Raw genomic sequence first — 22,276 nt, 5'->3', positions numbered from 1 at the left:
GTCCCTTTCTCAGTTGGTCCCGGCCGGTGTTCCGGACGAGGGTGGTTCGGTGGAAAATCCGTCACCGGATCCGTCCGCTTCGGCTGTACTCGGGTCGACCGCATTCGCCGGTGCCTCGTCCTTCGCCGAGGCGGCCGCTCCTGTCACGGTTCCCGTCGCCGAGGCGGCCGGTCCAACCGCAGTTCCCGTCGCCGAGGAGGTCGCCGGCTTGCGTCGGAGGATGAGGTGGATGACGACGGCGAGGGCAAGGGCCGCGAAGCCGACCATCATAGACAGCGGCTGCAGGTAGAGGAGCGCGCCGGCGGCGAGGAAGCACAGGATCCGCTCGGGCCAGCCGGCGCGGCGGATGATCCATCCGCCTGCACCCGCGGCCAAGGCAGCGACTGCGCAGGCCGAGACAAGGAAGGTCCAGACCGCGCCGAGGAACCCTCCCTGAGCGACCAATGCGGCACCTTCGGGTGTGAAGGTGAAAGCCAAAGGCACGAGGAATGCGGGGATCGCGTACTTGCAGGCCTGCCACATGGTGGCGATGACGCGGCCGCCGGTGATCGCCGAGGAAGCAACCGCCGCCAGCGCGGTCGGCGGGGAGACCTCGGAGAGGACCGCGTAGTAGAAGATGAACATCGCCGCGGCCGCCTCGGGGACTCCGAGGGTGATGAGAGCTGGGCCGACGATGACCCAGCTGATGATGAACGAGGCGGTCACCGGCACTGCCAGACCGAGCACCGTCACGGCAACTGCGGCGAAGATGCAGGTGAGGATCAGGATGACCGTCGGATCATCCGAGAATGCCTGCGCTCCCTTGATGAGGATGTCGGAGATGACCTGGCCGAGCCCGGTCTTCGTGATCGTCGAGACGATGATGCCGGCGGCGGCACACACGCTCGTCACCGGCAGAACCGAGCGGATGCCCGTCGACAGGGCCCCGTAGAACACGTCCCAGACGGCGCGGAGGATCGTGGCGGGTTCGCCTCGGCGAGCGAGGATGATCTCGATGATGCCGAATCCGATGCCGACGAGCGTCGCGTAGACGACGGCTTTGAACGGTGCCATGCCGAGGGCGAGGAAGACGACGATGATGCCCAGGGAGATGAAGTGGTAGAAGCCCTTTTTGAAGATCGGCCACGACCGCAGCCCCGGCGGCGGGGTGTAGTCGACTTCGATCTTCCGGGAGTCGATTTCGATGGCGAGGAAGATGCCGAGGTAGTACAGGAGAGTGGGCACGACTGCCCACAGAAGGACGAGTCCGTAGGAGACGTTGAGCAGCTCGGCGATGATGAAGGCCGCGGCACCGAGCGTCGGCGGGGACAGGATGGCGCCGATGCCGGAGGCGGCAAGCATACCGCCGGCGTTCTCCTTCGGATAGCCGGCTCTTTTGAGCACCGGCCAGGTGACCGCGCCGAGCGAGACGGCCGTTGCCGTGCCCGAGCCGGAGACCGTGCCGAGGAGGAATCCGGACAGTGCCACGGTGCGTCCGGGGGCTGCCTTGGATTTCTTGAACAGGGAGAAGCTGAGATCGATGAAGAAGCTGGCGGCGCCGGTCTTGTCGAGCACGGCTCCGTAGATGGTGAACAGCACGATGTAGGTCGCGGCCACGTCGAGTGGGATTCCGTAGAAACCGGAGGCGTCGTTGTACAGGGCGTTGACGATCTGGTCGAAGTTCTGCCCGGCATGCGAGCCCGGCCAGTTCACGGGGATATAGGAGCCGTAGTAGCTGTAGAGGAAGAAGACGATGCAGAAGATCGGCAGGATGAGTCCGGTGGTTCGGCGGGTCGCTTCGAGGATGAGCAGAAGCAGGACTCCGCCCATGACGACGTCCAGGCCGGTCAGCGAACCCTGCCGGTTGAGGAATTCGTTGAATCCGCCGGAGAAGAACGGCAGCACCGGATAAGCACAGGTGAGGAAGGTGATGACGACGAGTGCCCAATCGATGATCGACGGGTTGTCGTTCTTCGCCCGTCTCCGCTTCGGCGATGTCGAGGATTTCGCCGAGGCGACCCCCGCCTCGGTGCCGGCCCTACCCTTGCCCCCTGCGCCGTCCGTCGAAACCGCCTCGGCCGCTTCCGCGGCCTTGTCCGCCGCTTCGGCTTTGCGACCGAATCCGGGCCGATAGCAGACGAAGACCAACGGCAGCACGAAGGCGAGGAACCACATGAGGTAGAACTGGTTGCCCTGCCGCAGAGGGAAGAACACCTGGTTGAGCACGAAGAGCGAGACGACGAAGCAGACGATGCCGACGCCGAGGTCGAGTCTGCGCGTCAGCGTCCGCTGCGGCAGCTCTTCGTCGTATTGAGCGATGAGCTCGTCGACGTCGGTCTGCTGCACCGGGTCTGTCGAAGCGGCCTCGGCAGTGCGTCCGGACATCCTCATCCTTCCAAATGTTCGAAAGAGAGCAGCCGCGATCACCGTCGACCAGCGCCGCTCGATCACCTCAATGTGAACTCCCTCACAATATACCGAGGCGCTGACATGACCAGGTCTGCCGACCGCGCGTTCGAGACCCTTGATGGGATCGTTATCCGCAGTACCGAAGAATGAGAATCCCCGAGCCGCTCCCCGGTGTCCTTTTCAGCGTCGTTCAAGGCGGGACGCGCCCATCGAACGGTACACAGACCGACAGACGCGCCACGCCTTGAATGAGCAGTTCGGAGACGTTGTAGGTTGGCGGTATGAGCGAACTCCAGCGTGCCTTCGACGCGCACCTGCACATCATCGATTCGAACCATCCGCTGATCGAGAACAACGGCTATCTGCCCGATCCGTTCACGGTCACCGACTATCGCGTGCGACTGCAGAGCCTCCCCGATGTGGGAGTCGAAGTCGCAGGAGGCGCCGTCGTGTCCGGTTCGTTCCAAGGCTTCGACCAGGGGTACCTCATCGAGGCCCTGCGCCAGCTCGGCGACAACTATGTCGGCGTCACCCAGCTGCCGGATGAGACCAGCGATGATCAGATCCGACGCCTCGACGAGGCCGGCATCAAGGCTCTGCGATTCAATATCGCCCGCGGCGGTTCGGCCACCCTCGATGCCCTCGACGGCTTTGCCCGACGGGCCCATGACCTCGTCGGATGGCACGCCGAGCTCTATATCGACGCCCGCACCATCGATGAGGATCTCGCCGCACGCATCGCCTCACTGCCGGCGGTGAGCATCGATCATCTGGGCATGCACGAGGACGGACTGTCGACCCTGCTGCGCCTCGTCGAGGCCGGAGTCAAGGTCAAGGCCACCGGTTTCGGCCGTGTGGAGCTCGATCCCGCCGAGGCGATCCGTCGCATCGTCGACACCGACCCGACCGCGCTGATGGTGGGGACGGACTTGCCGTCGACGCGGGCACGTCGCCCCTTCGCCGATGCTGATTTCACGCTCCTTCGTCAGGTGCTCACCCCCACCGAGGCGGACGCCGTGTTCTGGTCGAACGCGGCCCGGTTCTACGGCGTCGAGTCCACAACCGCTGAGTAAGCATTCATCTCCCGCCAGTAGCATGAGTGAAATGAGTTCACGTCAGTCGAATCTCGCCTCTACTCTGCATAACCTCGACGGTCGCAGCTACGGCAATCTCAAGCAGATCCGCGGCCGCTACACCTTCGGACCGGTCACCGTGTTCATCGACCGGGTCCAGGCCGATCCGTTCGCCTCTCCGTCGAAGGTCCGGGTCCGCGTCGATCGTGCCGATGCGAAGTTCCCGCTCGACCTCACCACTGATCGCGCCGACCGCATCGCCGCCGCCGATTATCTGCTCCGGGCCGGCAACGGGGTGCTTGCGAAGCTCGATCAGCGCGCACTCATCCTCGGCCGTCCCGGGCAGGAGATCCTCGAGCGGACGAACATCCTCATCGATGACGCCGGGTTCGAGGCACGACTGCTCGTCAATCTGCCTGCGCGCGGCCGCCGCATCCTCGGCCATCAGGCAGCGGACATCCTCACCCGTGATCTGCCGGAATTCGCCGAACGGCTCTTCCTCTTCGACCGCTGGTCGGACGCCCCAGCAGACAGAGGAGGGAACACTCACGGCCCATCGGCCCAGGGGCTCGCCGACCACGTCCGACTGCACCGGGATCAGCTGGAACTGCGCAGCCACCTCGGCGAAGCAGGACTCATCGGTCTCGTCGGAAATGGTGCGATTCTCCCGCGGACGTCCGGGGATTCGGACCTGCCGATGAAGTCCTCCGATGCGGTTGTCTTCACCTCCCCTCTCGAACTCGAGCACACTGTCGAACTCTCCAGCGGCCGCACCGTCACCGGCATGGGCATCCCTCGCGGGGTCACCGTCATCGTCGGCGGCGGCTATCACGGGAAGTCGACGATTCTGCGCGCGCTCGAACGCGGCGTCTACCCGCATATCGCTGGCGACGGGCGCGAATGGGTCATCAGCGACCCAACTGCCACCTCCATTCGAGCCGAGGACGGTCGCGCCGTCACCGGCGACGACATCTCGGCGTTCATCAACAACCTACCCTCGGGCTCTGACACGAGATTCTTCTCCACGACGAATGCCAGCGGGTCGACCTCGCAGGCGGCCAATCTCGTCGAGGCGATCGAGGTGGGCGCGAACACCCTGCTCATCGACGAGGACACGTCGGCGACGAACTTCATGATCCGCGACGAACGCATGCGTGCGCTCATCCCCGCCGAGCGGGAACCGATCACCCCATTCGTCGACCGCGTGCGTCCGCTGCTGACCGAGCAGGGCGTGTCCACGGTGCTCGTCGCCGGCGGATCGAGTGCGTTCTTCGAAGTCGCCGACCACGTCATCGCGCTCGACGCCTATGTGCCCAAGGAAGTCACGGACCAAGCACATGAGCTCGTCGGCGTCACCGCAGCCGACCTCGAAACGGCTCCAACCGGCAGCGACCCACACACCGGTTCGGACTCCCCCGCCGCCCCCTCTTTCATCGCCGCACCGCGTGTGCCGACGGCGAAGGCGCTGCGACCGGCGTCGAAGACGAAGACCGCTCGAGCGAAGGGATCCGACCGGATCCAATTCGGCCGCGACTTCATCGACCTCATCGCCATCGCTCAACTCGTCGACGCTCAGCAGGCGTCGGGAGTGGCCGAAGCTCTCGAATACCTGGCCGAGATCTTCGACGGACGCACCTCCCTGACCGAGGCGCTGGCCGAGGTCGTGGACATGCTCGACGCTGAGGGCCTCGACGGAATCACGGGACACCGCGACCATCCGGGCCACCTGACCCGGCCGCGACGGCAGGAGATCGCCGCCGCACTCAACCGTTACCGGAGCTTGAGCCTCGAACGCTGAATTTCCGTGAAGTGACTCTCCACCATCACTATCCGGGACAACTCAATATTCCGTCGCCGATGGAATGTGGTGATTTCCCGAACAGTTCCCGATCTGCCGCCGAGGCGGCCCAACACCACCGCTGACGTGCGCGCCCGGACGGTCCAACAGTCCTACCCGTCCAGCAGCCCAACCAGCTCGGCGGCCGTGCCGACCGGCAGGGAGCATTGCGTTCCCCGGCACACGATCGCCGTCCCCGCGGGGACTTCGACCTCCCGACCGTCCGGTCCCGGAACCCCGGTCGAGGCCGTGAGCAGAGTGAGCGACGGATTCCTGGCCGCGATGTTCCGCAGCGCAACGTCGACGGTGGCGACCCGCACGGGAGACAGGGCCCGCTCGGCTTGCCACAGCGCGTGTCCGCACCCGCGCGGAGCCTGCCCGGCCAGCGCCCGATAGACCCCGAGCAGCCGATCCCGAACCTCCAACAGCCGTCCCGTATCCAGCTCGGCGACCCCACCCGGGGACGCCGCCTCACCGGATGACTCCAACCCAGCAGATGTCGCAGCCTCGACGCCGAGCTCGGCGAGCAGCAGCGCTGCCTCGGCAGCCGCCGATCGTCCCGACGGCACAGTGTTGTCGACTGGGTCCGCCGACTTCACGTCGATGATCCCGTCACCGAGCGAATCGACTGCTTCGAGGACCCCGTCGCCCCGCTCGGCGGTGAAGAGGTCAAGCATCGTCGCACCGAGTTCGACCAGATCGTCCACCCGCACCGAGGGGGCCCCGTCCGGCAGCTGTCGGACCGTGATCCCAGCGGTGATGAGCTGCGCCCAATCGGCGAGCCCGCCCCGCCCTGGGCCGGCGACATCGCCGGTGAAGCTGCGCCGCACGTCGAATCCAGTCGGTCCGGCTGCGTCCACCGGCTCGGATGCCCCTGCCTGCTCGAACCGGTCGTGCATCGCCGTCCAGAATCGCACGGCGGTTTCTGCCCACCGCGCCGAATCTGCAGATTCGGCGTTCCCTGTAATCGCACCACCAGTCGGGTCCGCACTTCCCGTCGAATCTGCACCACCCGAATCCTCAGCTCCCGCGCCGGAGTACAGGGCCGCCTCGGCGAGGGCGGTGACGGCCAAGGAATTCCATTCGGTGATGATCTTCGTATCGCGGGCCGGCTGGGATCGGCGAGCGCGCATCTGCTCAAGCGCCTCGCGCTGTCGCTTCGTCGCCTCGATGTCCCACGGCGCGGGGTGCTCCGCATCGAAGGGCACATCCTCCATGCCGAGCCAGTCGATGATCCGCACCGCCGCGACCACCTGGCCGGACAGCTCTTCCCCTGCCGGCGAATCGACGAGTCCGAGAAGACCAGCCTGCCCCGCCTCCGCGAATTCTTCGGGAGTGAACACGTAGGCCGCGCCCTCCTCGGAGACTCCCGCCGAGTTGAGCGAATCCGCATCGAGGGCGGCGATGAATCCGTCATCGGTCGACAGGTCCCTGATCAGGAAGTTCGCGGTATCGGCGATCTCACGTTCGGCCAGGGCGAGCCACTTCGCCCCCGAATCCAGGGCGCGTTCGACTTTCGCCCAGCCAATGACGGCGCGCAGGTAGAGGGCGTTGTCGTAGAGCATCTTCTCGAAGTGCGGCACGAACCACTGCCGGTCGACGCTGTAGCGGGCGATCCCGCCGCGAACCTGGTCGCGCATGCCACCGGAAGCGATCCGCGCCAGTGTCGAACGCACGGCGATGAGGCAATCGAGGACGAGTTCACCGGTCAGGTGTCCGTCGGCGCCGAGCCAGCCGAGTCGTCCCTCGGCCCGGACCCGATCCATCGGGTGCTCCCCAGCCTCTCCCCCGTTCGCCGAGGTGGTTCCACCGGTTCCCGGGCGCGCCGAATCACCGTCGTCCGCCCGCTCACCCGCCGAGGCGGTCCCGCCCAAGCGCACGAACGCCGCGAGGAGCTGGAGGACGTTCATCATCGGCGGGAACTTCGGGGCACCGCCGAACCCACCCCAGGCCGGATCGTACGAATCGAGCAGCGCTGCGGCGGCGGAATCGAGTTCGTCGGGGGTCAGCGACTCCGCGGCCGCCTCGGCGGGGAGCGCACTGGTCACGGCATCGGCCATCTCGGCCAGACCACGGTCCATCCGGGCCGTCATTTGGTTGACCTCGTCACGGCGGTCCGTCCAGGTCGCTGACACGGCCGAGAGCACCTGCGTGAACGCAGGCAGATCGCCCCGCGGCGCGGGCGGGAAGTAAGTGCCGGCATAGAAGGGACTGCCGGCAGGTGTTGCGAATACTGTCATCGGCCATCCGCCCTGACCGGTCATCGCCTGCAGGGCGTTCATGTAGTAGGCGTCGATGTCCGGCAGTTCCTCCCGGTCGATCTTCACGGGCACGAACCGGTCGTTCATCATCGCCGCAACCGCTTCGTCCTCGAAGGATTCGTGGGCCATGACGTGACACCAATGACAGGTGGAGTAGCCGATCGAGATGAGGATGGGGACGTCACGGCGGGCCGCCTCGGCGAGGGTTTCCTTCGTCCACATCCGCCAGTCCACGGGATTGTCGGCGTGCGCGCGCAGGTACGGGCTGGTCGAGTCGGCGAGTTCGTTCGGCATGCTCCCAGCGTCTCACTTCGAGCGATCGCGTGCGAGGTCATCTCCCGTCGGCCGACCGAGTTCTTCTCACTCGAACCGACAAGGAGGCTGGTTTTTATGGGAGCATGGGGGCATGACCACCGCACCGAACACCGACGCCCCCGACCCGAGAACCGGCCTCGACAGTCGCAGAATGGCCATCACCATCGTTGCCGCCGTCGTCTTCCTCGTCGCCTGGATCGGTGCAGGGCTCCTCGAGGTCAAGGCTCAAGACTCCTACGTGTCGTCACCCGGTCCGAGCCTCCTGCGCCTCGCGCTCATCGCGGTCTCCGGCGCCGCCGCGATCACGATCGCCCGCGGACTTCGCCCGATCCCCCGCAACGTGTTCATCGTCATCACTGTGTTCCTCTGCGCCGTCGAAGCGCTCAAGTCGATCTTCACCATCGACACGTTCGGCGCCGACACCGGCGTATTGGCCGACAATCCCGCGCTCACCACAGCCCTGGTCACCGTGAGCCTCATCGTGGCGGTGGCTTTCCCGATCGTTGTGGCACTCGCCCTGGCCGCAGTCACGGCCCAACTTGTTCCCGTCGCCGAGGCGGCCGCCCCCGCAGTCCTCCGCCGCCGTTCGCGTACCGCCGCCATCGGCTTGTTCGCCGCGACCGGGATCGTGCTCCTCGTCTGGTTGCTGCGAACCATGTTCGTCGACGCCATGTTCCTGTTCGAGTACGGTGATGCCTTCAATGCGCTGGGCGCAGCGGTCGGGTTCGTCTCCGCCGTCGCCGCCCTGCGGGTCATCGCCGAGTCTCGGTCGCTGCCGGCTGATGAACCGGCCCTCGGCTCGTCTTCGTCCGGCACCACACCGCGATCGGCTCGCACTCTGGCGTTCGTCGTCGTCGCCTGCGGACTGCACCTGTGCTGGGAGTCGACCATACTGGCAGTCGGGTACCCTCCGGCCGTCGCCATGGGATACCCGGGCTGGGTCATCAGCATGTTCGGCCTCGTCCTCGGCAGCCTCGTGCTCGCGGTCCGCACTCTCAACTGCGCTCCGGCCCACGACGTCGCCCGACCCGGTGACCGTGCCCGGCCCGGCGACACCGCCCAGTCGGACGAGACCATCGAATCCGACGACAGTAATGTGGCCAACGACAGTACTGAGGTCGGCGGCAGCGGCAGCAATCCCAGCAACGAGTCATGACCACCGCGGCGCAGCGAGGCGCTGATGCCGTCGCCGACCGAGACTCTGTCGAGCGACCGGCCCCGCTGAGCCCTGGAGACTTCTCACTGACGGTCCTGGCATTTCTCGTCCATTGCCTGTCGTGGGCGAGCGCCGCACTTCTCATCAGCGCCGATGATGTGTACTTCGCGACGGGTCCGGTCCGCGCGTGGACCCAGCTCGGCACCCTGCTCGTCGCCGGCGCATCGGGGATCGTCCTCATCCGGAGCCTGCCCCTTCATCCGCGCATTGTGCTCAGCGTGGTCACCGTGCTGCTGTTCGTCCCATCTGGAATGGCTTCGCTCGTCTCCGCTTCCGCTGGCGACTCGAATGTCGGGCAGGCGATCGCCACGAATCTCTGGTTACTGCGTCTACTGACGATCGCGGTCTTTCCGCTCATCGTTGCCGGTGTGCTGGCGACGATCCTCGGTCGAGTCCCAGAATCCGCCGGCCTTGCAAATCCCCACGCGGAGGCGGCCGAACCGACTCCACAGCTCCCACGCCATCGCCACGCCTCCCTGGTCACAGCCATCGTCCTCATCGTCTCTGCTCTCATCATTGCGGTGGCCTTCGCCTTCGAACCGTCCGTGGGCAGTTTCGCCGACGTCCCGGCCTCGATCGCCTTCCTCACCGCCTGCGCGAGTCTCACAGCATCGACCGCCGGCCTTTACAGCTTGTACTCCCTGACGCGAAACTGCATCGCCGACTCAGCACCGGGATCCTCTCCCCCGCCGAGGATCGCCCAGGTTCTGACTGCAGTCGCCGTAGTCTGCGGTATGGCCGCGTTCATGGTCTCCACTTCGAGGATGTTCGGCGACGGAGCTGACCTCTATTTCGGCCCGATCGCCGGACCGGTCGGGATGGGCGGGACGATCATTTCCAGCGTTCTGCTCTCTGTCCTCATCATCCGCCAGCCCGCCCACGACTGAGCCGACGCGGGACCTATAGAGCCTCCTCTAGAGAGCTTCGACGACCTCGACGAGGCGGTCGGGAGCGTTGGTGATGATGCCGTCGGCACCGACGTCGATGGCTCGTTCCATCTCGCCGAGATCGTCGACGGTCCACACCAAGCTGGTCATTCCGAGCTCGTGGATGGCGGTGAGGAAGTCCTCGTCGGCCGCGCAGAATTCGGGGTTGACCTGGTCGACCCAGTCCGCGAAGTCCTGGAGCTCGTCCGGGCAGGGTCGGCCGAGCACGCCGACCGGGATCTCCGGGGCGAGCGCGTGGAACTCTTCGACGAATGCCCAGTTCGCGGACTGGACGACGAGCATACCGGCGGCCAAAGCCCGGTCGAGATAGTTCGGCAAGGTGCGCAGGGCGGACAGGACCGCCTCGGCGATTCCGGGATAGAGCTCGGGATGCTTGACCTCGAGCAGCAGGCCGGTGCGAGTGTCGTGGGCGAGGGTGAGCACCTCGGCGAGACGGGGCACGCGGACACCGGCGAATTCCTCGCCCTTCCAGCTTCCGGCGTCGAGTGTGGCGATCTGGGCGGCGTTCATGCCGGCGATGCTGCGGTCTTGCCGATTCGGGTACAGGGTGCGGGCATCGGTGGTGCGATCCACGGTGGTGTCGTGCATGATCACGAGCTCACCGTCGGCGCTCATGTGGACGTCGGTTTCGATCATGTCCGCACCCTGGTCGATGCCGGCGATGAACGCGGGGATCGTGTTCTCCGGCCAATCGGCGGACGCACCTCGGTGTGCGATGACCAGGGGCGGGACCCGAACGCGGGCGGGGTCGATCACAGTGCCGGCCGCGCCGGCGCTGAGGTCGCGGGGCGAGTGATCGGAGGTGGGGGTGGCGAGGGTGATGGGCATTTCAGAACTCCTCCACGGAGACTGCGGGTGGCGTTCGGGCGCCGGATCCAACTGCTGCGCGGTGGCCGAACGATGAGTACTAGGCCGCCCAGACTAGGGGGCCCGAGCAAGTTCCGGATGATGCGCGAGTGGACGGAACATGAATCCTGACGGTGTCGACACTGGCCGTCGCCTGGGCCGATGCTGACTCGGCCGCAGGCCGACGGTGACCTTCAAGCAGGGGCCACTGCCACAGCTGCGGAACCGGAGGTGGCAGACTGGGAGTAACCACGGACGGAGTTCTCGCGTTCCGCACCTCCGATCCTCTCCAGCACAATTGCCGAAGGAGGCGCAGTTCGATGGAGATGCTCCAGAGTGCTTTCGACAGTGTCAGCACCGTATCGTCGTACATCCTCGTGGCTGTTCTCATCCCCACTGGTCTGTATTTCACCATCCGCACGGGAGCGGTGCAGGTCCGCCTGCTGCCCGAGATGTTCCGCACCCTGGTGGAGCCGGGCGGACGGGATTCCGAGGGCAACCGGAACATCTCGCCGTTCCGCGCCTTCTCGATCTCCGCGGCCTCGCGGGTGGGAACGGCGAACATCGCCGGTGTCGCTTTGGCGATCTCGCTCGGTGGACCGGGTGCGATGTTCTGGATGTGGCTGACGGCCATCGTCGGCGGCGCCACGGCCTTCGCCGAATCGGCTCTCGGACAGCTGTACAAGCTCAAGGACGGCCCGAACTTCCGCGGCGGTCCCGCTTATTACATCAAGCACGGGCTGAACATGAAGTGGCTCGGACTGGTCTTCGCCGTCATCGTCGCCATCACCTACGGCATCGTGTTCAACTCGGTGCAGTCGAACTCCATCGTCGACGCCGTCGGGGCATCCTTCGGAGTCGAGAGTTCGGACGGCGTCTTCGCTGCCGTGGCCGGCGCGATCATCGCCGTCGCCGCCTTCGCGATCTTCGCCGGCGGCGCCAAGCGCATCTCGAACATCTCGGCTTATCTGGTGCCGATCATGGCCGGCCTCTACCTCATCGTCGGCATCATCGTCGTGGTGATGAACATCGGTGCCGTGCCGTCGATGATCGCCACGATCGTCACCGATGCGTTCAGCATGGATTCGATCGCCGGCGGAACGCTGGGATCGATCATGCTCATCGGTGTTCAGCGCGGCCTGTTCTCCAATGAGGCCGGTATCGGTTCGGTGCCGAACGCGGCAGCGACCGCCTCGGCGTCGCACCCGGCCAAGCAGGGCTTCGTGCAGGCGCTGGGCGTGTACTTCGATACGATCCTCGTCTGCTCGATCACCGCGTTCATCATCCTGCTGTCGAATCCGGAGTACGGCAGCTCTGCCGAGGGCATCCAGCTCACGCAGACGGCGCTGAGCGGTCAGCTCGGACAGTGGGCGATCCACTTCCTCACGCTCGCGATCTTCCTCTTCGCGTTCTCGTCGATCCTCGGCAACTACTACTACGGCGAAGCGAATATCGAGCACCTGACGACGAACCGCGTCGCGCTGCGCGTGTATCAGGTCATCGTCATGGTCTCGGTGTTCATCGGAGCGATCGCGGCCCTCGACCTGGTGTGGACCGCGGCCGATATCTTCATGGCGATCATGGCTCTCATCAACCTCTTCGCCCTGCTGATGCTCTCGCCGCTGGTGTTCTCGCTGCTGAAGAATTACCAGCAACAGCGCAAGGCTGGATTCGAACCGGTGTTCCGACGCGGCGATCTGCCGACTTATCGGCGCATCAACACCGAAGTCGATGCCTGGGACGGCACCGACGAGGTGACCACAACGAAGTTCTGGCATGACCGCGGCAAGAAGGTTCGCTCCGACAACGAGTGAGGCTGCCGAACAGCAGTCGACAACGCACATCGGGCGCTCCCTTTCGGGGCGCCCGATGTGTTTTCATTCCCCAAGGTCCGCAGGCAGTCCCCTGACCATAAGGAGGTCACGATGAGTATCGATCGCACTGAGTTGGCGAACGCCCTCGCCGAGGCGACCGGATGGTCGGTCTCGGCCGATCCTCACCGAGTGACGTTCGTCAATGATGATCCACCGCAGGTGGTCATCTGGACGGTCACCGATGACGAACTGAGCCAGATGCGATACAACGAGAACCTCCGCGCCAAGCATTATGGCGGCAGAAAGACTGCCGAATTGGGTGCCTTGTGGCTTCCCCTCGCGGAAGCCTTGGGACCGTTCGAACTATCAGAGGGATCCCGCGGATACATGGAGGGAATGGACATGACCGTTCGCGAGTAGGTGCCGACAGCCTCACGCCGATGCAGTGTGAGCCGGACTGAGCTGGCTCGCATACCTATGACTGTTAGGTCGGAAGCCACTGATACACCCCGACCAGTTCCCGACAGAACAGCACGATGGTGACCTACTCATCTAGCCTGGGATCGATTTAGATGGGAAATTATTACCAATCACCCGTCAAATCTGAAGCAAATCGACTATTGACTTCTCTCGTATGACGAATATGATCATTGTGTGAACAGGAACACACACGCCCGTGAAGCCTTGGAGCCTATAGACCGCGCAATCGTTGATGCCCTGCATCGTGACGGCCGCGCACCTTGGTCGCGAGTCGCAGAGCAGGTCGGCGTCTCGGCAGTCACCGTCCGCCGGCGATATGAGAGCCTGCACACCCAGGGTCTGATCCGCGTCATCGGTGCCACCGATGTCGTACGGCTAGGCCTCGGCACTCCGATCTATATGCGCATCTCGAACGCACATGGCGACATGGACGTGCTCATTCCCAGGCTGAGAGAGCGCATCGAGGTACGTTCGTTCCACACCCTCTTGGGTTCGGTCGACATCGCAGCGGAGATGGTCCTGCCGCCCGACGCGGAATACAGCCGACTCGTCGCCGAGATCACCGCGGGAACTTCAGCGTCGGCGGAAAGTCTCCTCCTCACGCATGCGTTCGCTTCCGGGCAGGACTGGGCTCCTCCATTCGAAACGAACGAGCCGACGCGCCTCGCGCCGGTCAAAACCGAACCGGCACCGCATCTCGAACTCTCACAGACCGAGGTCAAAGTGCTCGGCATGCTCATGCACGACGGGCGGACTTCACTCGGTGACCTCGCTGCGTCGATCGGCAAGTCCGAAAACACCGCTGCCCGCACGATCGAACAGCTGAAAGAGTACGGCGTGCTCGACTTCCGGATCCTCGTCGAACCCGAATTGCTCGGCTTCAACACCGAGTTCCACCTCTGGTTGGTGGTCGAGCCGCAGCATCTCAGGCAAACCGCTCTCACGCTGGCGGAGCATCCGTCCACGAAGTACCTCACCGCGACGACGGGCAACTGCAGTCTCGCCGGTCAGTTCATCGTCCGCGATCGCACCGAGCTGTTCCATTACTCGACAGAAGTCCTCGGCTCACTGCCCGGAATCCGCAGTGCAGAGCTCTCGATCCAAACCGCGACCCACAAGCGCGTGTGGACATCGATCATCGAGGGCAAGTACACGACGGACGGACAGCCGCCCGACCCAATCGAATACCTCCGACCACGCTCCTAGCTCAACGCACACTCAGCGACGTCGACGAGGCAGAGAAGCCACGACCCGACGTGATGTCACGACGAAGAACGACCCGAACCGACAGGAGATGCAATGTCCTCACAGAATCCCGCATCGGCTTCCACCAGTGCCGAGCCGTGGCAATGGCCTGACGAACAATGGCGCTCAGAAGTGAATCGCGTGCGAGCTGGCCGCAGCCTCGTTCACGACGACGTCAAGCAACGCTGGCCGGAGCAGGCTCGGTGTGCAGTCCTCATCGCCTACGACTCCGATCACGAGACTCCGTACCTGCGCGACGGACAAACCTCACCTGGATCTCTCGCCCAAGGCGAGTATGGCAGCAGGGTCGCTGTGCCGAGAATCCTCGACATGCTCGCCAGGCATGAGGTGCCCACCAGCTTCTACGTTCCTGCAGTGTCGGCACTCCTGCACCCGCAGGACATTGAGGGATACGTTGCAGGCGGACATGAGGTCGCTGTGCACGGGTGGATTCATGAACGCAACACCGCCCTGTCCTACGACGCAGAACTCGACCTCATCGGTCGGGCTACCGACGTGCTCGAACAGCTCAGCGGCACTCGGCCGACAGGAATCCGCACGCCATCTTGGGACTTCTCCCAGTCCACGTTGAGGGTCATCAGAGAGCTCGGCTTCGCCTATGACTCCTCGCTCATGGCCGATGACGAGCCCTACGAGCTCGATGCCGACGGCGAACCGACTGGGATCATCGAAATACCTGTCGAATGGATCAGAGATGATGCGCCCTACTTCATGATGGACCGCTTCGGCGGTCTGCGCCCTCATCTCTCGCCCCGCGACGTCGAACGCGTTTGGATCGACGAATTCGACGCAGCGTACGCCTCCGGAGGAGTCTTCGAACTCACTCTGCACCCGCACATCAGCGGACACCGCTCTCGGATCGCCATGGTCGACAGGCTCCTGGCCTACATCCATACATTCGACGATGTCTGGTTCGGTACACATGCACAACTCGCCGATCATCTGACTACCCGGTTCGCACTGCCCGCCGGGAACTGATCGACCTGCCGCAGTTCTCCACTCGGCGTCAGTCCGCATCCCTCTGCTTCCCCCAGCACCATCTCAACGCAGCGAGCTGCGACGCTCGCCTCATCCGATACCGGAGTCGCCGACGCCCCCGTTTGCATCACAAAGGAACGAACAGATCATGTCTCTTGACTCAACTCACACTCATCCGCCCCACGACACGAAGCTGTCGAAGAAAGGTCGAAAGGCGCTGCTCGCCGGTGCTGTCGGGAACACAGTCGAATGGGTCGACTGGGCCATATACACGACTTTCTCATCGGTCTTTGCCGTTCACTTCTTCCCTGGTGACGACCCGGCAGCGGCATTGCTCGCCACGCTCGCTGTCTTCGCCGTCGGCTTCATCATGCGTCCGATCGGTGCCGCGGTCCTCGGCAACTACGCCGACCGTCACGGTCGCAAGAAGGGCATGGCGCTGACCATCGGTCTGATGGCCGGTGCCTCGCTCCTCATCGCAATCACCCCCGACTATTCGATGATCGGCATCGCGGCCCCGATCGTGCTGGTGCTGGCCCGCATGCTCCAAGGCTTCTCTGCTGGCGGCGAGTTCGGCGCCTCCTCGGCCTTCATGGTCGAAGCTGCAGCTCCCAAACGCCGGGCCTTCGCCGGGTCTTGGCAACAGGTCTCAGTGGGAGCCGGCGGCCTCATCGCCGCGGGCATCGGAGCGGTCATCACCTCCGCTCTCGATTCCGAGGCTCTCGACTCCTGGGGCTGGCGCCTAGCATTCGCGCTCGGTGCGCTCCTAGGACTGTTCGGTCTGTGGCTGCGGACGAATGTTGCCGAGTCGGATTCGTTCGAAGCGACAAAGGCCGCTCGTGAAAGCGAGCCGAAACAGAAGCGTTCGTACCTCACGATGTTCGTCAAGCACCCCCGCGCTGTCGCACGGGTCTTCGGCATCACCATCGCCGGAACCCTGCTGTATTACATCTGGGTTTCGTACCTGCCGACCTACGCCCATGTCGCCACCGGTCTCCCGCTCAACCAGGCTCTGACCGCCAACTTCATCTCGATCGGGTACTTCATCTGCATGCTGCCCTTTGTCGGCATCCTGTCTGACAAAATCGGCCGCAAACCGACGATGTCCGCCTTCGCCGGCGGATTCCTCGTCCTCGCATTCCCTCTGCTCAACTTCCTCGACAACAACTTCTGGGTCTTCCTCGGCGTTGAGATCGTCGGCATGACGCTGCTGCTCGGCTACTCCGCCAACTGTGCCGTGATCATGGCCGAGCAATTCCCTCCGGAGGTCCGTGCAACCGGTATCGGACTCCCCTATGCTCTGGCAGTCGCCATCTTCGGCGGCACCGCTCCCTACATCATCACGTGGATGAACGACGTCGGAATCGGTGACAAAGTGTGGATCTACTGCGCCGTCGCGGCCGCGGTTGGTCTGGCTGTCTATCTCACCATGCCGGAGACCAAGGGAAAGAAGATCGCATGACCTCTGACTTCGCTCCCCATGTCCTCGTCACCGGCGCGGCAAGCGGCATCGGCAGGGAGATCGCCCATCAGTACGCCGATCGAGGCAGCCAGCTCACCATCGTCGATTTCGACGCCAAGGCGCTTAGTGCGCTGACCGATGACCTCTGCCGAAGTGCCTCCGTCGTCAATCCGATCACGTGCGACCTGCGCGATCCCGAGGCACCGGCCTCGGTGATCGAGTCGGCCTTCTCGCATGGTGATGTCCATGTCCTCGTCAACTCTGCAGGCGTGTACCCTGCCGTTCCCTTGCTCGACATCACCGCCGAGATCTGGGATGCAGTGCAGACGATCAATGTGCGAGCGCCGCAGCTGCTGACTGTGGAATTCGCCAATCGAATTCAACACCTCGCCGAGAAGTTGCCAACCGGGTACCCGTCTGTCGTCAACATCTCCTCGGGCGCTGCGCTGCGAGCACGTCCCGGCGCCGCACCCTACACAACGTCGAAGGCGGCAGTGGAGATGGTCACACGAGCCAGCGCCCTCGAATTGGGCCTCCTGGGGATCAGGGTCAACGCCGTGGCACCCGGATTCGTCGTCGTCAACAGCGAGCTCAATCGTCTCAGCGATGACTACGTGGAAAAGGTGTCGTCCAATCCGCTCGGGCGCAAGGGTCGACCCGACGACATCGCACGTGCCGTGCTCTGGCTCGCTTCTCCCGAAGCGGATTGGATCACCGGCGAGATCCTGAGAGTCGACGGCGGCTCCGCCGCCGGGGCACTCAATCTTCCGGTCCACTGGTCCGAGACGCGCACCGAGGTCGAACCACCGGCGGCAGAGACGCACCACCCACAGCAACGAAAGTGAGCATGATCGAATGACCACACCCCCTTCCCTTGCAAAAGCGGTTTATACAGTCGTCGGAGGAGGTGCCATCGGAGGCACGCTTGCTGCGCACCTCTCTGCGGGGGGCCACCCCGTGCAGATCGTCGATACCGATGCTACCCACGTCGCAGCTATCCGTCAGAACGGATTGAAGATCGACAGTCCCGACGGAACCCTTGAAACTCGCGTTCCAGCTTTCACTCCCGACGATGCCCCCGACGAGGTGGGGCCTGTAATGCTTGCGGTGAAGTCTCAGGCAACCGAAGCCGCCATGGGTTGGATCGCCCCTCGACTCCGCGCCGACGGCTATGTGGCCTCGATGCAGAACGGCCTCAACGAAGCGAAGATCGCCGACTGTGTCGGCCGCGATCGCACAGTGATCGCATTCGTCGATCTCTTCGCTGATCTCGTCGAACCAGGAGTTGTCAAAGACGGCGGCATTGGAACCATCGCCGTCGGCGAATTCGCAGGGGGCACGAGCAATCGAGTACACGACCTGGCCGACGCACTCTCCCATTGGGGAACGCCTATCGTCAGTGACAATGTCAGCGGTTTCCTCTGGTCCAAACTGGCGTTCGGTGCAATGCTGACGGCCAGCTCGTTCATCGACAAGGATATGTCGACGGTGATCAGCGAGAACCGTACCCCCATGCTCGAGCTCGCTCGCGAGGTCTTCGCGATCTCGGACGCTCTTGGACTCCGGCTCGAAGGCTTCGACGCCTTCGCCCCAGACGATTATCGAAAGACCACGCCGGCAAGCACTGTCGACGAAGCCTTCGATTCACTCTGTGGGTGGCTCGCCGGACAAACGAAGACACGCTCCGGAATCTGGAGGGACATCAACGTCCGCAGACGCCCCACCGAAGTTCCTGCCCACTACAAGCCGGTCCTGCGCATCGCCGAAGCGCACGGAATCTCCGCACAGAAGCTCCAGACGATGGTTGACGTGATCCGTGAACTCGAGCGTGAAGATGCGGTGATGGGTGACCATCTACTGGAGCGCATCGCCTGAAGCCGCCTCTGCAGCCATCGGCCGCGAGCGTCCCTGTGGGATGCTCGCGGTTACTTCTTCACCGACTTCGATGTCGCCCCGGTGGCCCAGCTGACCTGGCTGAACGTGACACGGTAGTACCGCTTGCTCTTCGACTTCACCTTGTAGACGGCCTTGCCCTTTTTCGCGCTGGCCGTCTTCAGGGTCTTCCACTTGCTGCCGGACTTGACTTGGAACTTCACCTTCGGGTTGTAGTTGACCTTGCCGTACTTCTCCGGGTTGTACACCTTTGTCGACGAGGTCAACGTAACCGTACTTCCGCCGCGCTTCGACGAAAGCGAGGCATAAGCCTTGCCACGGACGTAGAACGAACCCTTCGTGTAGTCGGTACGGCTGACGAACTTCGAATAGCTCTTGTTGTTCGCATAGACGTCAGATGGACCGAGTGTATATTTCCCGAGACCAGACCAATCCGGGCAGACCATGACTCGATCGCGCTTCGAGTTTCCAGCGTGAGAGAAGATAGCGCCGTCTACGATCCCGCCTTTGCGGGTGACATCGACATATACATCCCACTCTGAAACGCCTGACTTTTTGTGAGACATGTAGACATCTACGTTTCGGCAGTTCCAGTCAGACACGACGATGTTTTTACCTGAAAGCTTGGTGACATCAAATTTCGCACTCGCCGCCTCGGCTGACACGGCAGGACCGATGGCAAGAGCAAGAGCGGCAACGGACGCCACGAGGGCGCGCTTGAGGAACTTCATGGAGACTCCAACTGAAGATGGGATGGAAGAGGATGCCTGAGTCGGAGTCAACGAATGTGTAATCGGCAACGAGAAGTCACGAACTTGAAATTTGTATGACCGAAGATTATCACACCTGCAGTGCGACCGGCTTCGGCTCAACTTTGCCGTCCAAGCGCACAACTCAACCACACGAAAAAGGCGGCCCGAGCGCAATGCTCGGGCCGCCTCGGCGAGGGGAACTGATTCAGTTCGCGGGTGCCGCTTCATCCTCGAGGATGAGCGGGTACACGCCGTTCTCGTCGTGGACCTCACGGCCGGTGACCGGCGGATTGAACACGCAGGCCATGCGCAGCTCTTCCTCGGCCACGACGGTGTGCTTCTCATTTCCGTCGAGCAGGTACATGACGCCATCGTGGAGCGGGTAGACCTTGCCGGTCTCCTCGTCGGTCAGCGTTCCCTTACCCTGCACGCAGTACACGGCTTCAACGTGGTTCTGGTAATGGAACGTCGAGGTGGTTCCGGCGTAGATCACGGTGTCGTGGAACGAGAATCCGACGCGTTCCTTGCCGAGCACCATGCGGCGTGAGCGCCAGGTCTCGGACTTCACATCACGGTCGGTGTCGTTGAGGTCATCGCGGTTGACTACGTACATCTGTGGTCCTTTCGCAAAAGGTCGGTGAAAGTGTTCAGGGTGGGCCGCGGACTTCCGTCTCATTTCGACGGCTCCCGTCGGCCCGGGTGGGCGATCGAGCGGGTGAGCTCGAATCCGCCCAAAGCTCGGGCCGACGCCACAGTTGCGACGCCGGCCCGGCAGAGGTGGGTCAGGCCAATGCGGCCTTCGCGGCGGCGGGAGCGAACTTGGCCACCCCGGCCTCGATGATGTCCAGGCCCGCCTGCAGATCGCGCGAGTCGATCGTCAGCGGCGGCATGATCTTGATGACTTCGTCATCGGCGCCCGAGGTCTCGAGCAGGAGACCGTTCTCGAAGGCGTAGGCGGCGACCTTCTCGGCCACCTCGAGGTCTTCGAAGCAGACGCCGGCCAGCAGGCCACGTCCACGGATCGAAGCACCTTCAGCCTTCTCGACGATCGCGTCGAGGCGCTGGTGCAGCTCGGCAATGGTGTCGGCGAGCTGGTTCTGGAACTCATTGTCGGCCCAGAAAGTCTTGATAGCGGCGGTCGCGGTCACGAACGCAGGGTTGTTTCCGCGGAAGGTGCCGTTGTGCTCGCCGGGCTCCCAGACGTCGAGCTCGGGACGGAACAGGGTCAGAGCCAGCGGCAGACCCGAACCGGAGATCGACTTCGACAGGCAGACGATGTCGGGCTCGATACCAGCCTCTTCGAAGCTGAAGAACGAACCGGTACGGCCGCAGCCTGCCTGCACGTCATCGACGATGAGGAGGATGTCATGCTTCTTGCACAGGTCGGACAGTGCGCGCAACCATTCGGCGCGAGCGGCACGCAGTCCGCCCTCGCCCTGCACGGTCTCGACGATGACAGCGGCGGGCTTGTCGACGCCCGAGCCGGAGTCCTCGAGGACCTTCTCCAGCCACAGGAAATCCGGGACCTCTCCGTCGAAGTAGTCGTCGTACGGGATCTTCGAGCTGTTGGTCAGCGGGATGCCTGCGCCTTCGCGCTTCATCGAGTTGCCGGTCACCGACAGCGATCCCAGCGTCATGCCGTGGAACGCGTTGGTGAACGAGAGCATGTGCTGACGGCCGGTCACCTTGCGAGCAAGCTTGAGAGCCGCCTCGACGGTGTTGGTTCCCGTCGGTCCGGGGAACATGACGGAGTAGTCGAGTCCGCGCGGCTTGAGGATGAGGTCCTGGAAGGTCTGCAGGAACTCACGCTTGGCCGGGGTCTTCATATCCATCGAGTGCAGAACGGCGCCCGACTGCAGGTACTCGATGAGCGGGCCCATCACGACCGGGTTGTTGTGGCCGTAGTTGAGGGCACCGGCACCGGAGAAGAAATCGAGGTACTCGTTGCCGTCCTCGTCCCACTGCTTTGCGCCCTGCGAACGGGCGAAGGTCGCGGGCCAGGAACGGCAGTAGCTGCGCACGGCAGACTCGCGAGTTTCGAAGATGTCGGGCTTGTCAGTGGGTGTGGGCTTAGCGCTTTCAGTCATGACTTGAGTCCTTTCGACTTCTTTAAGTTCTGCGTCTGCATCGGATGCAGTCGCCGAGGCGGTGGCCGCTGCCGCTCACTGCGGGCGATCTCTTCCGCCTCCTGGCACCTGGCGCGTCCACGCCCTTGGAACAGGGGGCCGCGCGGCGCCGGGGTGAGGCTCGTTATAGGGGTGCGATCTCGTAGAGGTACTCGGTGTCGTGGCCGTCCGGGTAGAGGTCCGGGGTGAACAGCGGGCGACGGTCGAATCCGGCGCCGCGCTTCTCAGCGAACGCCTGGAACAGGCGGTTGGACGCCGCATTGTCGTCGGTGATCGTCGTCTCCATGCGGAGAGCGCCGGTCCGGTCGGCCAGTTCATGGAGCATGGTCGATGCGAGTCCGTGTCCACGGAAGTTCTCGTTGACGGCGACCTGCCAGATCATCAGGGTGTCCGGATTCTCCGGACGGGTGTAACCGGTGATGAAGCCGGCGGGTTCTCCGTCGATTCGTGCGATCACCGAGGTGTCCGCGAAGTCGCGGCACCACAGCAGGTACGAGTATGAGGAGTTCAGGTCGAGCACGGCTGTGTCTTTCGCGAGCCGCCATAGATGTTGTCCGTCCTCCAGTTCTGGAGTCCGGACGTCGATTTGCGTCTTCGGTTCAGCGAGTGCGTTAATCACGCC

18 protein-coding genes are annotated in these 22,276 nt (G+C 63.8%); 11 read left to right on the top strand and 7 right to left on the bottom strand.

Annotated elements, in window-relative coordinates; all coding sequences use genetic code 11:
- Nucleotides 1-9 precede the first annotated feature (9 nt).
- The gene (locus tag AC239G_RS02585; protein ID WP_139470335.1) at nucleotides 10-2,364 is read right to left on the bottom strand and encodes a TRAP transporter permease; all 2,355 of its coding nucleotides are present in this window, start codon (nucleotides 2,362-2,364) and stop codon (nucleotides 10-12) included.
- A gap of 305 nt (nucleotides 2,365-2,669) precedes the next feature.
- On the opposite strand from AC239G_RS02585, the gene AC239G_RS02580 reads away from it, so the two are divergent.
- Entirely contained in the window at nucleotides 2,670-3,461 is a 792-nt protein-coding gene (locus tag AC239G_RS02580) for an amidohydrolase family protein (protein WP_139470336.1), read from the top strand.
- A gap of 31 nt (nucleotides 3,462-3,492) precedes the next feature.
- The gene (locus tag AC239G_RS02575; RefSeq protein ID WP_139470337.1) at nucleotides 3,493-5,259 is read left to right on the top strand and encodes an ABC-ATPase domain-containing protein; all 1,767 of its coding nucleotides are present in this window, start codon (nucleotides 3,493-3,495) and stop codon (nucleotides 5,257-5,259) included.
- A 152-nt stretch (nucleotides 5,260-5,411) separates the two neighbouring features.
- Here AC239G_RS02575 and AC239G_RS02570 read toward each other — a convergent pair whose 3' ends face one another.
- Nucleotides 5,412-7,853, bottom strand: coding sequence for a thioredoxin domain-containing protein (locus AC239G_RS02570; RefSeq protein WP_487489723.1), 2,442 nt, complete (start codon nucleotides 7,851-7,853; stop codon nucleotides 5,412-5,414).
- Between the two features lie 112 nt (nucleotides 7,854-7,965).
- Between AC239G_RS02570 and AC239G_RS02565 the strand changes: the two genes are divergently transcribed.
- Nucleotides 7,966-9,030 carry a hypothetical protein gene (locus AC239G_RS02565; RefSeq protein WP_487489722.1) on the top strand — a complete coding sequence of 355 codons (1,065 nt, stop codon included), beginning with the start codon at nucleotides 7,966-7,968 and terminating at the stop codon, nucleotides 9,028-9,030.
- Complete coding sequence (locus tag AC239G_RS02560; RefSeq protein WP_487489721.1) at nucleotides 9,027-9,977, top strand: hypothetical protein; 951 nt, start codon at nucleotides 9,027-9,029, stop codon at nucleotides 9,975-9,977. Before AC239G_RS02565 ends, AC239G_RS02560 begins: the two co-directional genes overlap by 4 nt.
- A 27-nt stretch (nucleotides 9,978-10,004) precedes the next feature.
- Here AC239G_RS02560 and AC239G_RS02555 read toward each other — a convergent pair whose 3' ends face one another.
- The gene (locus tag AC239G_RS02555) at nucleotides 10,005-10,865 is read right to left on the bottom strand and encodes a glycerophosphodiester phosphodiesterase (RefSeq protein ID WP_259358953.1); all 861 of its coding nucleotides are present in this window, start codon (nucleotides 10,863-10,865) and stop codon (nucleotides 10,005-10,007) included.
- 338 nt (nucleotides 10,866-11,203) lie between these two features.
- On the opposite strand from AC239G_RS02555, the gene AC239G_RS02550 reads away from it, so the two are divergent.
- From AC239G_RS02550 to AC239G_RS02520, 7 genes are all read left to right on the top strand, one after another.
- Complete coding sequence (locus AC239G_RS02550; protein ID WP_139470342.1) at nucleotides 11,204-12,697, top strand: alanine/glycine:cation symporter family protein; 1,494 nt, start codon at nucleotides 11,204-11,206, stop codon at nucleotides 12,695-12,697.
- A 111-nt stretch (nucleotides 12,698-12,808) separates the two neighbouring features.
- Nucleotides 12,809-13,117: a hypothetical protein gene (locus AC239G_RS02545; RefSeq protein ID WP_139470343.1), complete on the top strand. Its 309-nt coding sequence runs from the start codon at nucleotides 12,809-12,811 to the stop codon at nucleotides 13,115-13,117.
- A 234-nt stretch (nucleotides 13,118-13,351) separates the two neighbouring features.
- Entirely contained in the window at nucleotides 13,352-14,383 is a 1,032-nt protein-coding gene (locus AC239G_RS02540; RefSeq protein ID WP_139470344.1) for an Lrp/AsnC family transcriptional regulator, read from the top strand.
- Nucleotides 14,384-14,476: 93 nt separating this feature from the next.
- Nucleotides 14,477-15,421, top strand: a complete 945-nt coding sequence (locus AC239G_RS02535) for a polysaccharide deacetylase family protein (RefSeq protein ID WP_139470345.1) — start codon at nucleotides 14,477-14,479, stop codon at nucleotides 15,419-15,421.
- A gap of 148 nt (nucleotides 15,422-15,569) precedes the next feature.
- Entirely contained in the window at nucleotides 15,570-16,883 is a 1,314-nt protein-coding gene (locus tag AC239G_RS02530; protein ID WP_458311771.1) for an MFS transporter, read from the top strand.
- Nucleotides 16,880-17,728, top strand: a complete 849-nt coding sequence (locus AC239G_RS02525; protein ID WP_487489720.1) for an SDR family NAD(P)-dependent oxidoreductase — start codon at nucleotides 16,880-16,882, stop codon at nucleotides 17,726-17,728. Before AC239G_RS02530 ends, AC239G_RS02525 begins: the two co-directional genes overlap by 4 nt.
- A 10-nt stretch (nucleotides 17,729-17,738) precedes the next feature.
- Nucleotides 17,739-18,758: a ketopantoate reductase family protein gene (locus tag AC239G_RS02520; RefSeq protein WP_139470348.1), complete on the top strand. Its 1,020-nt coding sequence runs from the start codon at nucleotides 17,739-17,741 to the stop codon at nucleotides 18,756-18,758.
- A gap of 50 nt (nucleotides 18,759-18,808) precedes the next feature.
- On the opposite strand, the gene AC239G_RS02515 is transcribed toward AC239G_RS02520, so the two are convergent.
- The 4 genes from AC239G_RS02515 to ectA form a co-directional block, all read right to left on the bottom strand.
- A complete protein-coding gene (locus AC239G_RS02515; RefSeq protein ID WP_139470349.1) occupies nucleotides 18,809-19,507 on the bottom strand; it encodes a hypothetical protein in 699 nt (232 codons plus the stop codon).
- 226 nt (nucleotides 19,508-19,733) lie between these two features.
- Complete coding sequence (locus AC239G_RS02510) at nucleotides 19,734-20,141, bottom strand: ectoine synthase (RefSeq protein ID WP_135810511.1); 408 nt, start codon at nucleotides 20,139-20,141, stop codon at nucleotides 19,734-19,736.
- Between the two features lie 169 nt (nucleotides 20,142-20,310).
- Complete coding sequence (gene ectB / locus AC239G_RS02505) at nucleotides 20,311-21,615, bottom strand: diaminobutyrate--2-oxoglutarate transaminase (RefSeq protein WP_487489719.1); 1,305 nt, start codon at nucleotides 21,613-21,615, stop codon at nucleotides 20,311-20,313.
- Between the two features lie 163 nt (nucleotides 21,616-21,778).
- Nucleotides 21,779-22,174, bottom strand: coding sequence for a diaminobutyrate acetyltransferase (gene ectA / locus AC239G_RS02500; RefSeq protein ID WP_229664249.1), 396 nt, complete (start codon nucleotides 22,172-22,174; stop codon nucleotides 21,779-21,781).
- Nucleotides 22,175-22,276 lie beyond the last annotated feature (102 nt).

The sequence above is a fragment of the Brevibacterium sp. Lmc1 genome (genome assembly GCF_057654315.1).
The sequence above is the reverse complement of the archived record's forward strand: the minus strand, read 5'-3'. Positions and strand labels throughout refer to the sequence as shown.

What these genes read in the sequence shown, in the direction of transcription:
- AC239G_RS02550 (WP_139470342.1), top strand. Translation starts at nt 11,204, where the DNA reads ATGGAGATGCTCCAGAGTGCTTTCGACAGTGTCAGCACCGTATCGTCG.
- AC239G_RS02525 (WP_487489720.1), top strand. Translation starts at nt 16,880, where the DNA reads ATGACCTCTGACTTCGCTCCCCATGTCCTCGTCACCGGCGCGGCAAGC.
- AC239G_RS02520 (WP_139470348.1), top strand. Translation starts at nt 17,739, where the DNA reads ATGACCACACCCCCTTCCCTTGCAAAAGCGGTTTATACAGTCGTCGGA.
- AC239G_RS02530 (WP_458311771.1), top strand. Translation starts at nt 15,570, where the DNA reads ATGTCTCTTGACTCAACTCACACTCATCCGCCCCACGACACGAAGCTG.
- AC239G_RS02585 (WP_139470335.1), bottom strand. Translation starts at nt 2,364, where the DNA reads ATGTCCGGACGCACTGCCGAGGCCGCTTCGACAGACCCGGTGCAGCAG.
- AC239G_RS02555 (WP_259358953.1), bottom strand. Translation starts at nt 10,865, where the DNA reads ATGCCCATCACCCTCGCCACCCCCACCTCCGATCACTCGCCCCGCGAC.
- AC239G_RS02570 (WP_487489723.1), bottom strand. Translation starts at nt 7,853, where the DNA reads ATGCCGAACGAACTCGCCGACTCGACCAGCCCGTACCTGCGCGCGCAC.
- AC239G_RS02580 (WP_139470336.1), top strand. Translation starts at nt 2,670, where the DNA reads ATGAGCGAACTCCAGCGTGCCTTCGACGCGCACCTGCACATCATCGAT.
- AC239G_RS02535 (WP_139470345.1), top strand. Translation starts at nt 14,477, where the DNA reads ATGTCCTCACAGAATCCCGCATCGGCTTCCACCAGTGCCGAGCCGTGG.
- AC239G_RS02575 (WP_139470337.1), top strand. Translation starts at nt 3,493, where the DNA reads ATGAGTTCACGTCAGTCGAATCTCGCCTCTACTCTGCATAACCTCGAC.
- AC239G_RS02515 (WP_139470349.1), bottom strand. Translation starts at nt 19,507, where the DNA reads ATGAAGTTCCTCAAGCGCGCCCTCGTGGCGTCCGTTGCCGCTCTTGCT.
- AC239G_RS02510 (WP_135810511.1), bottom strand. Translation starts at nt 20,141, where the DNA reads ATGTACGTAGTCAACCGCGATGACCTCAACGACACCGACCGTGATGTG.
- AC239G_RS02560 (WP_487489721.1), top strand. Translation starts at nt 9,027, where the DNA reads ATGACCACCGCGGCGCAGCGAGGCGCTGATGCCGTCGCCGACCGAGAC.
- AC239G_RS02565 (WP_487489722.1), top strand. Translation starts at nt 7,966, where the DNA reads ATGACCACCGCACCGAACACCGACGCCCCCGACCCGAGAACCGGCCTC.
- ectB (WP_487489719.1), bottom strand. Translation starts at nt 21,615, where the DNA reads ATGACTGAAAGCGCTAAGCCCACACCCACTGACAAGCCCGACATCTTC.
- AC239G_RS02545 (WP_139470343.1), top strand. Translation starts at nt 12,809, where the DNA reads ATGAGTATCGATCGCACTGAGTTGGCGAACGCCCTCGCCGAGGCGACC.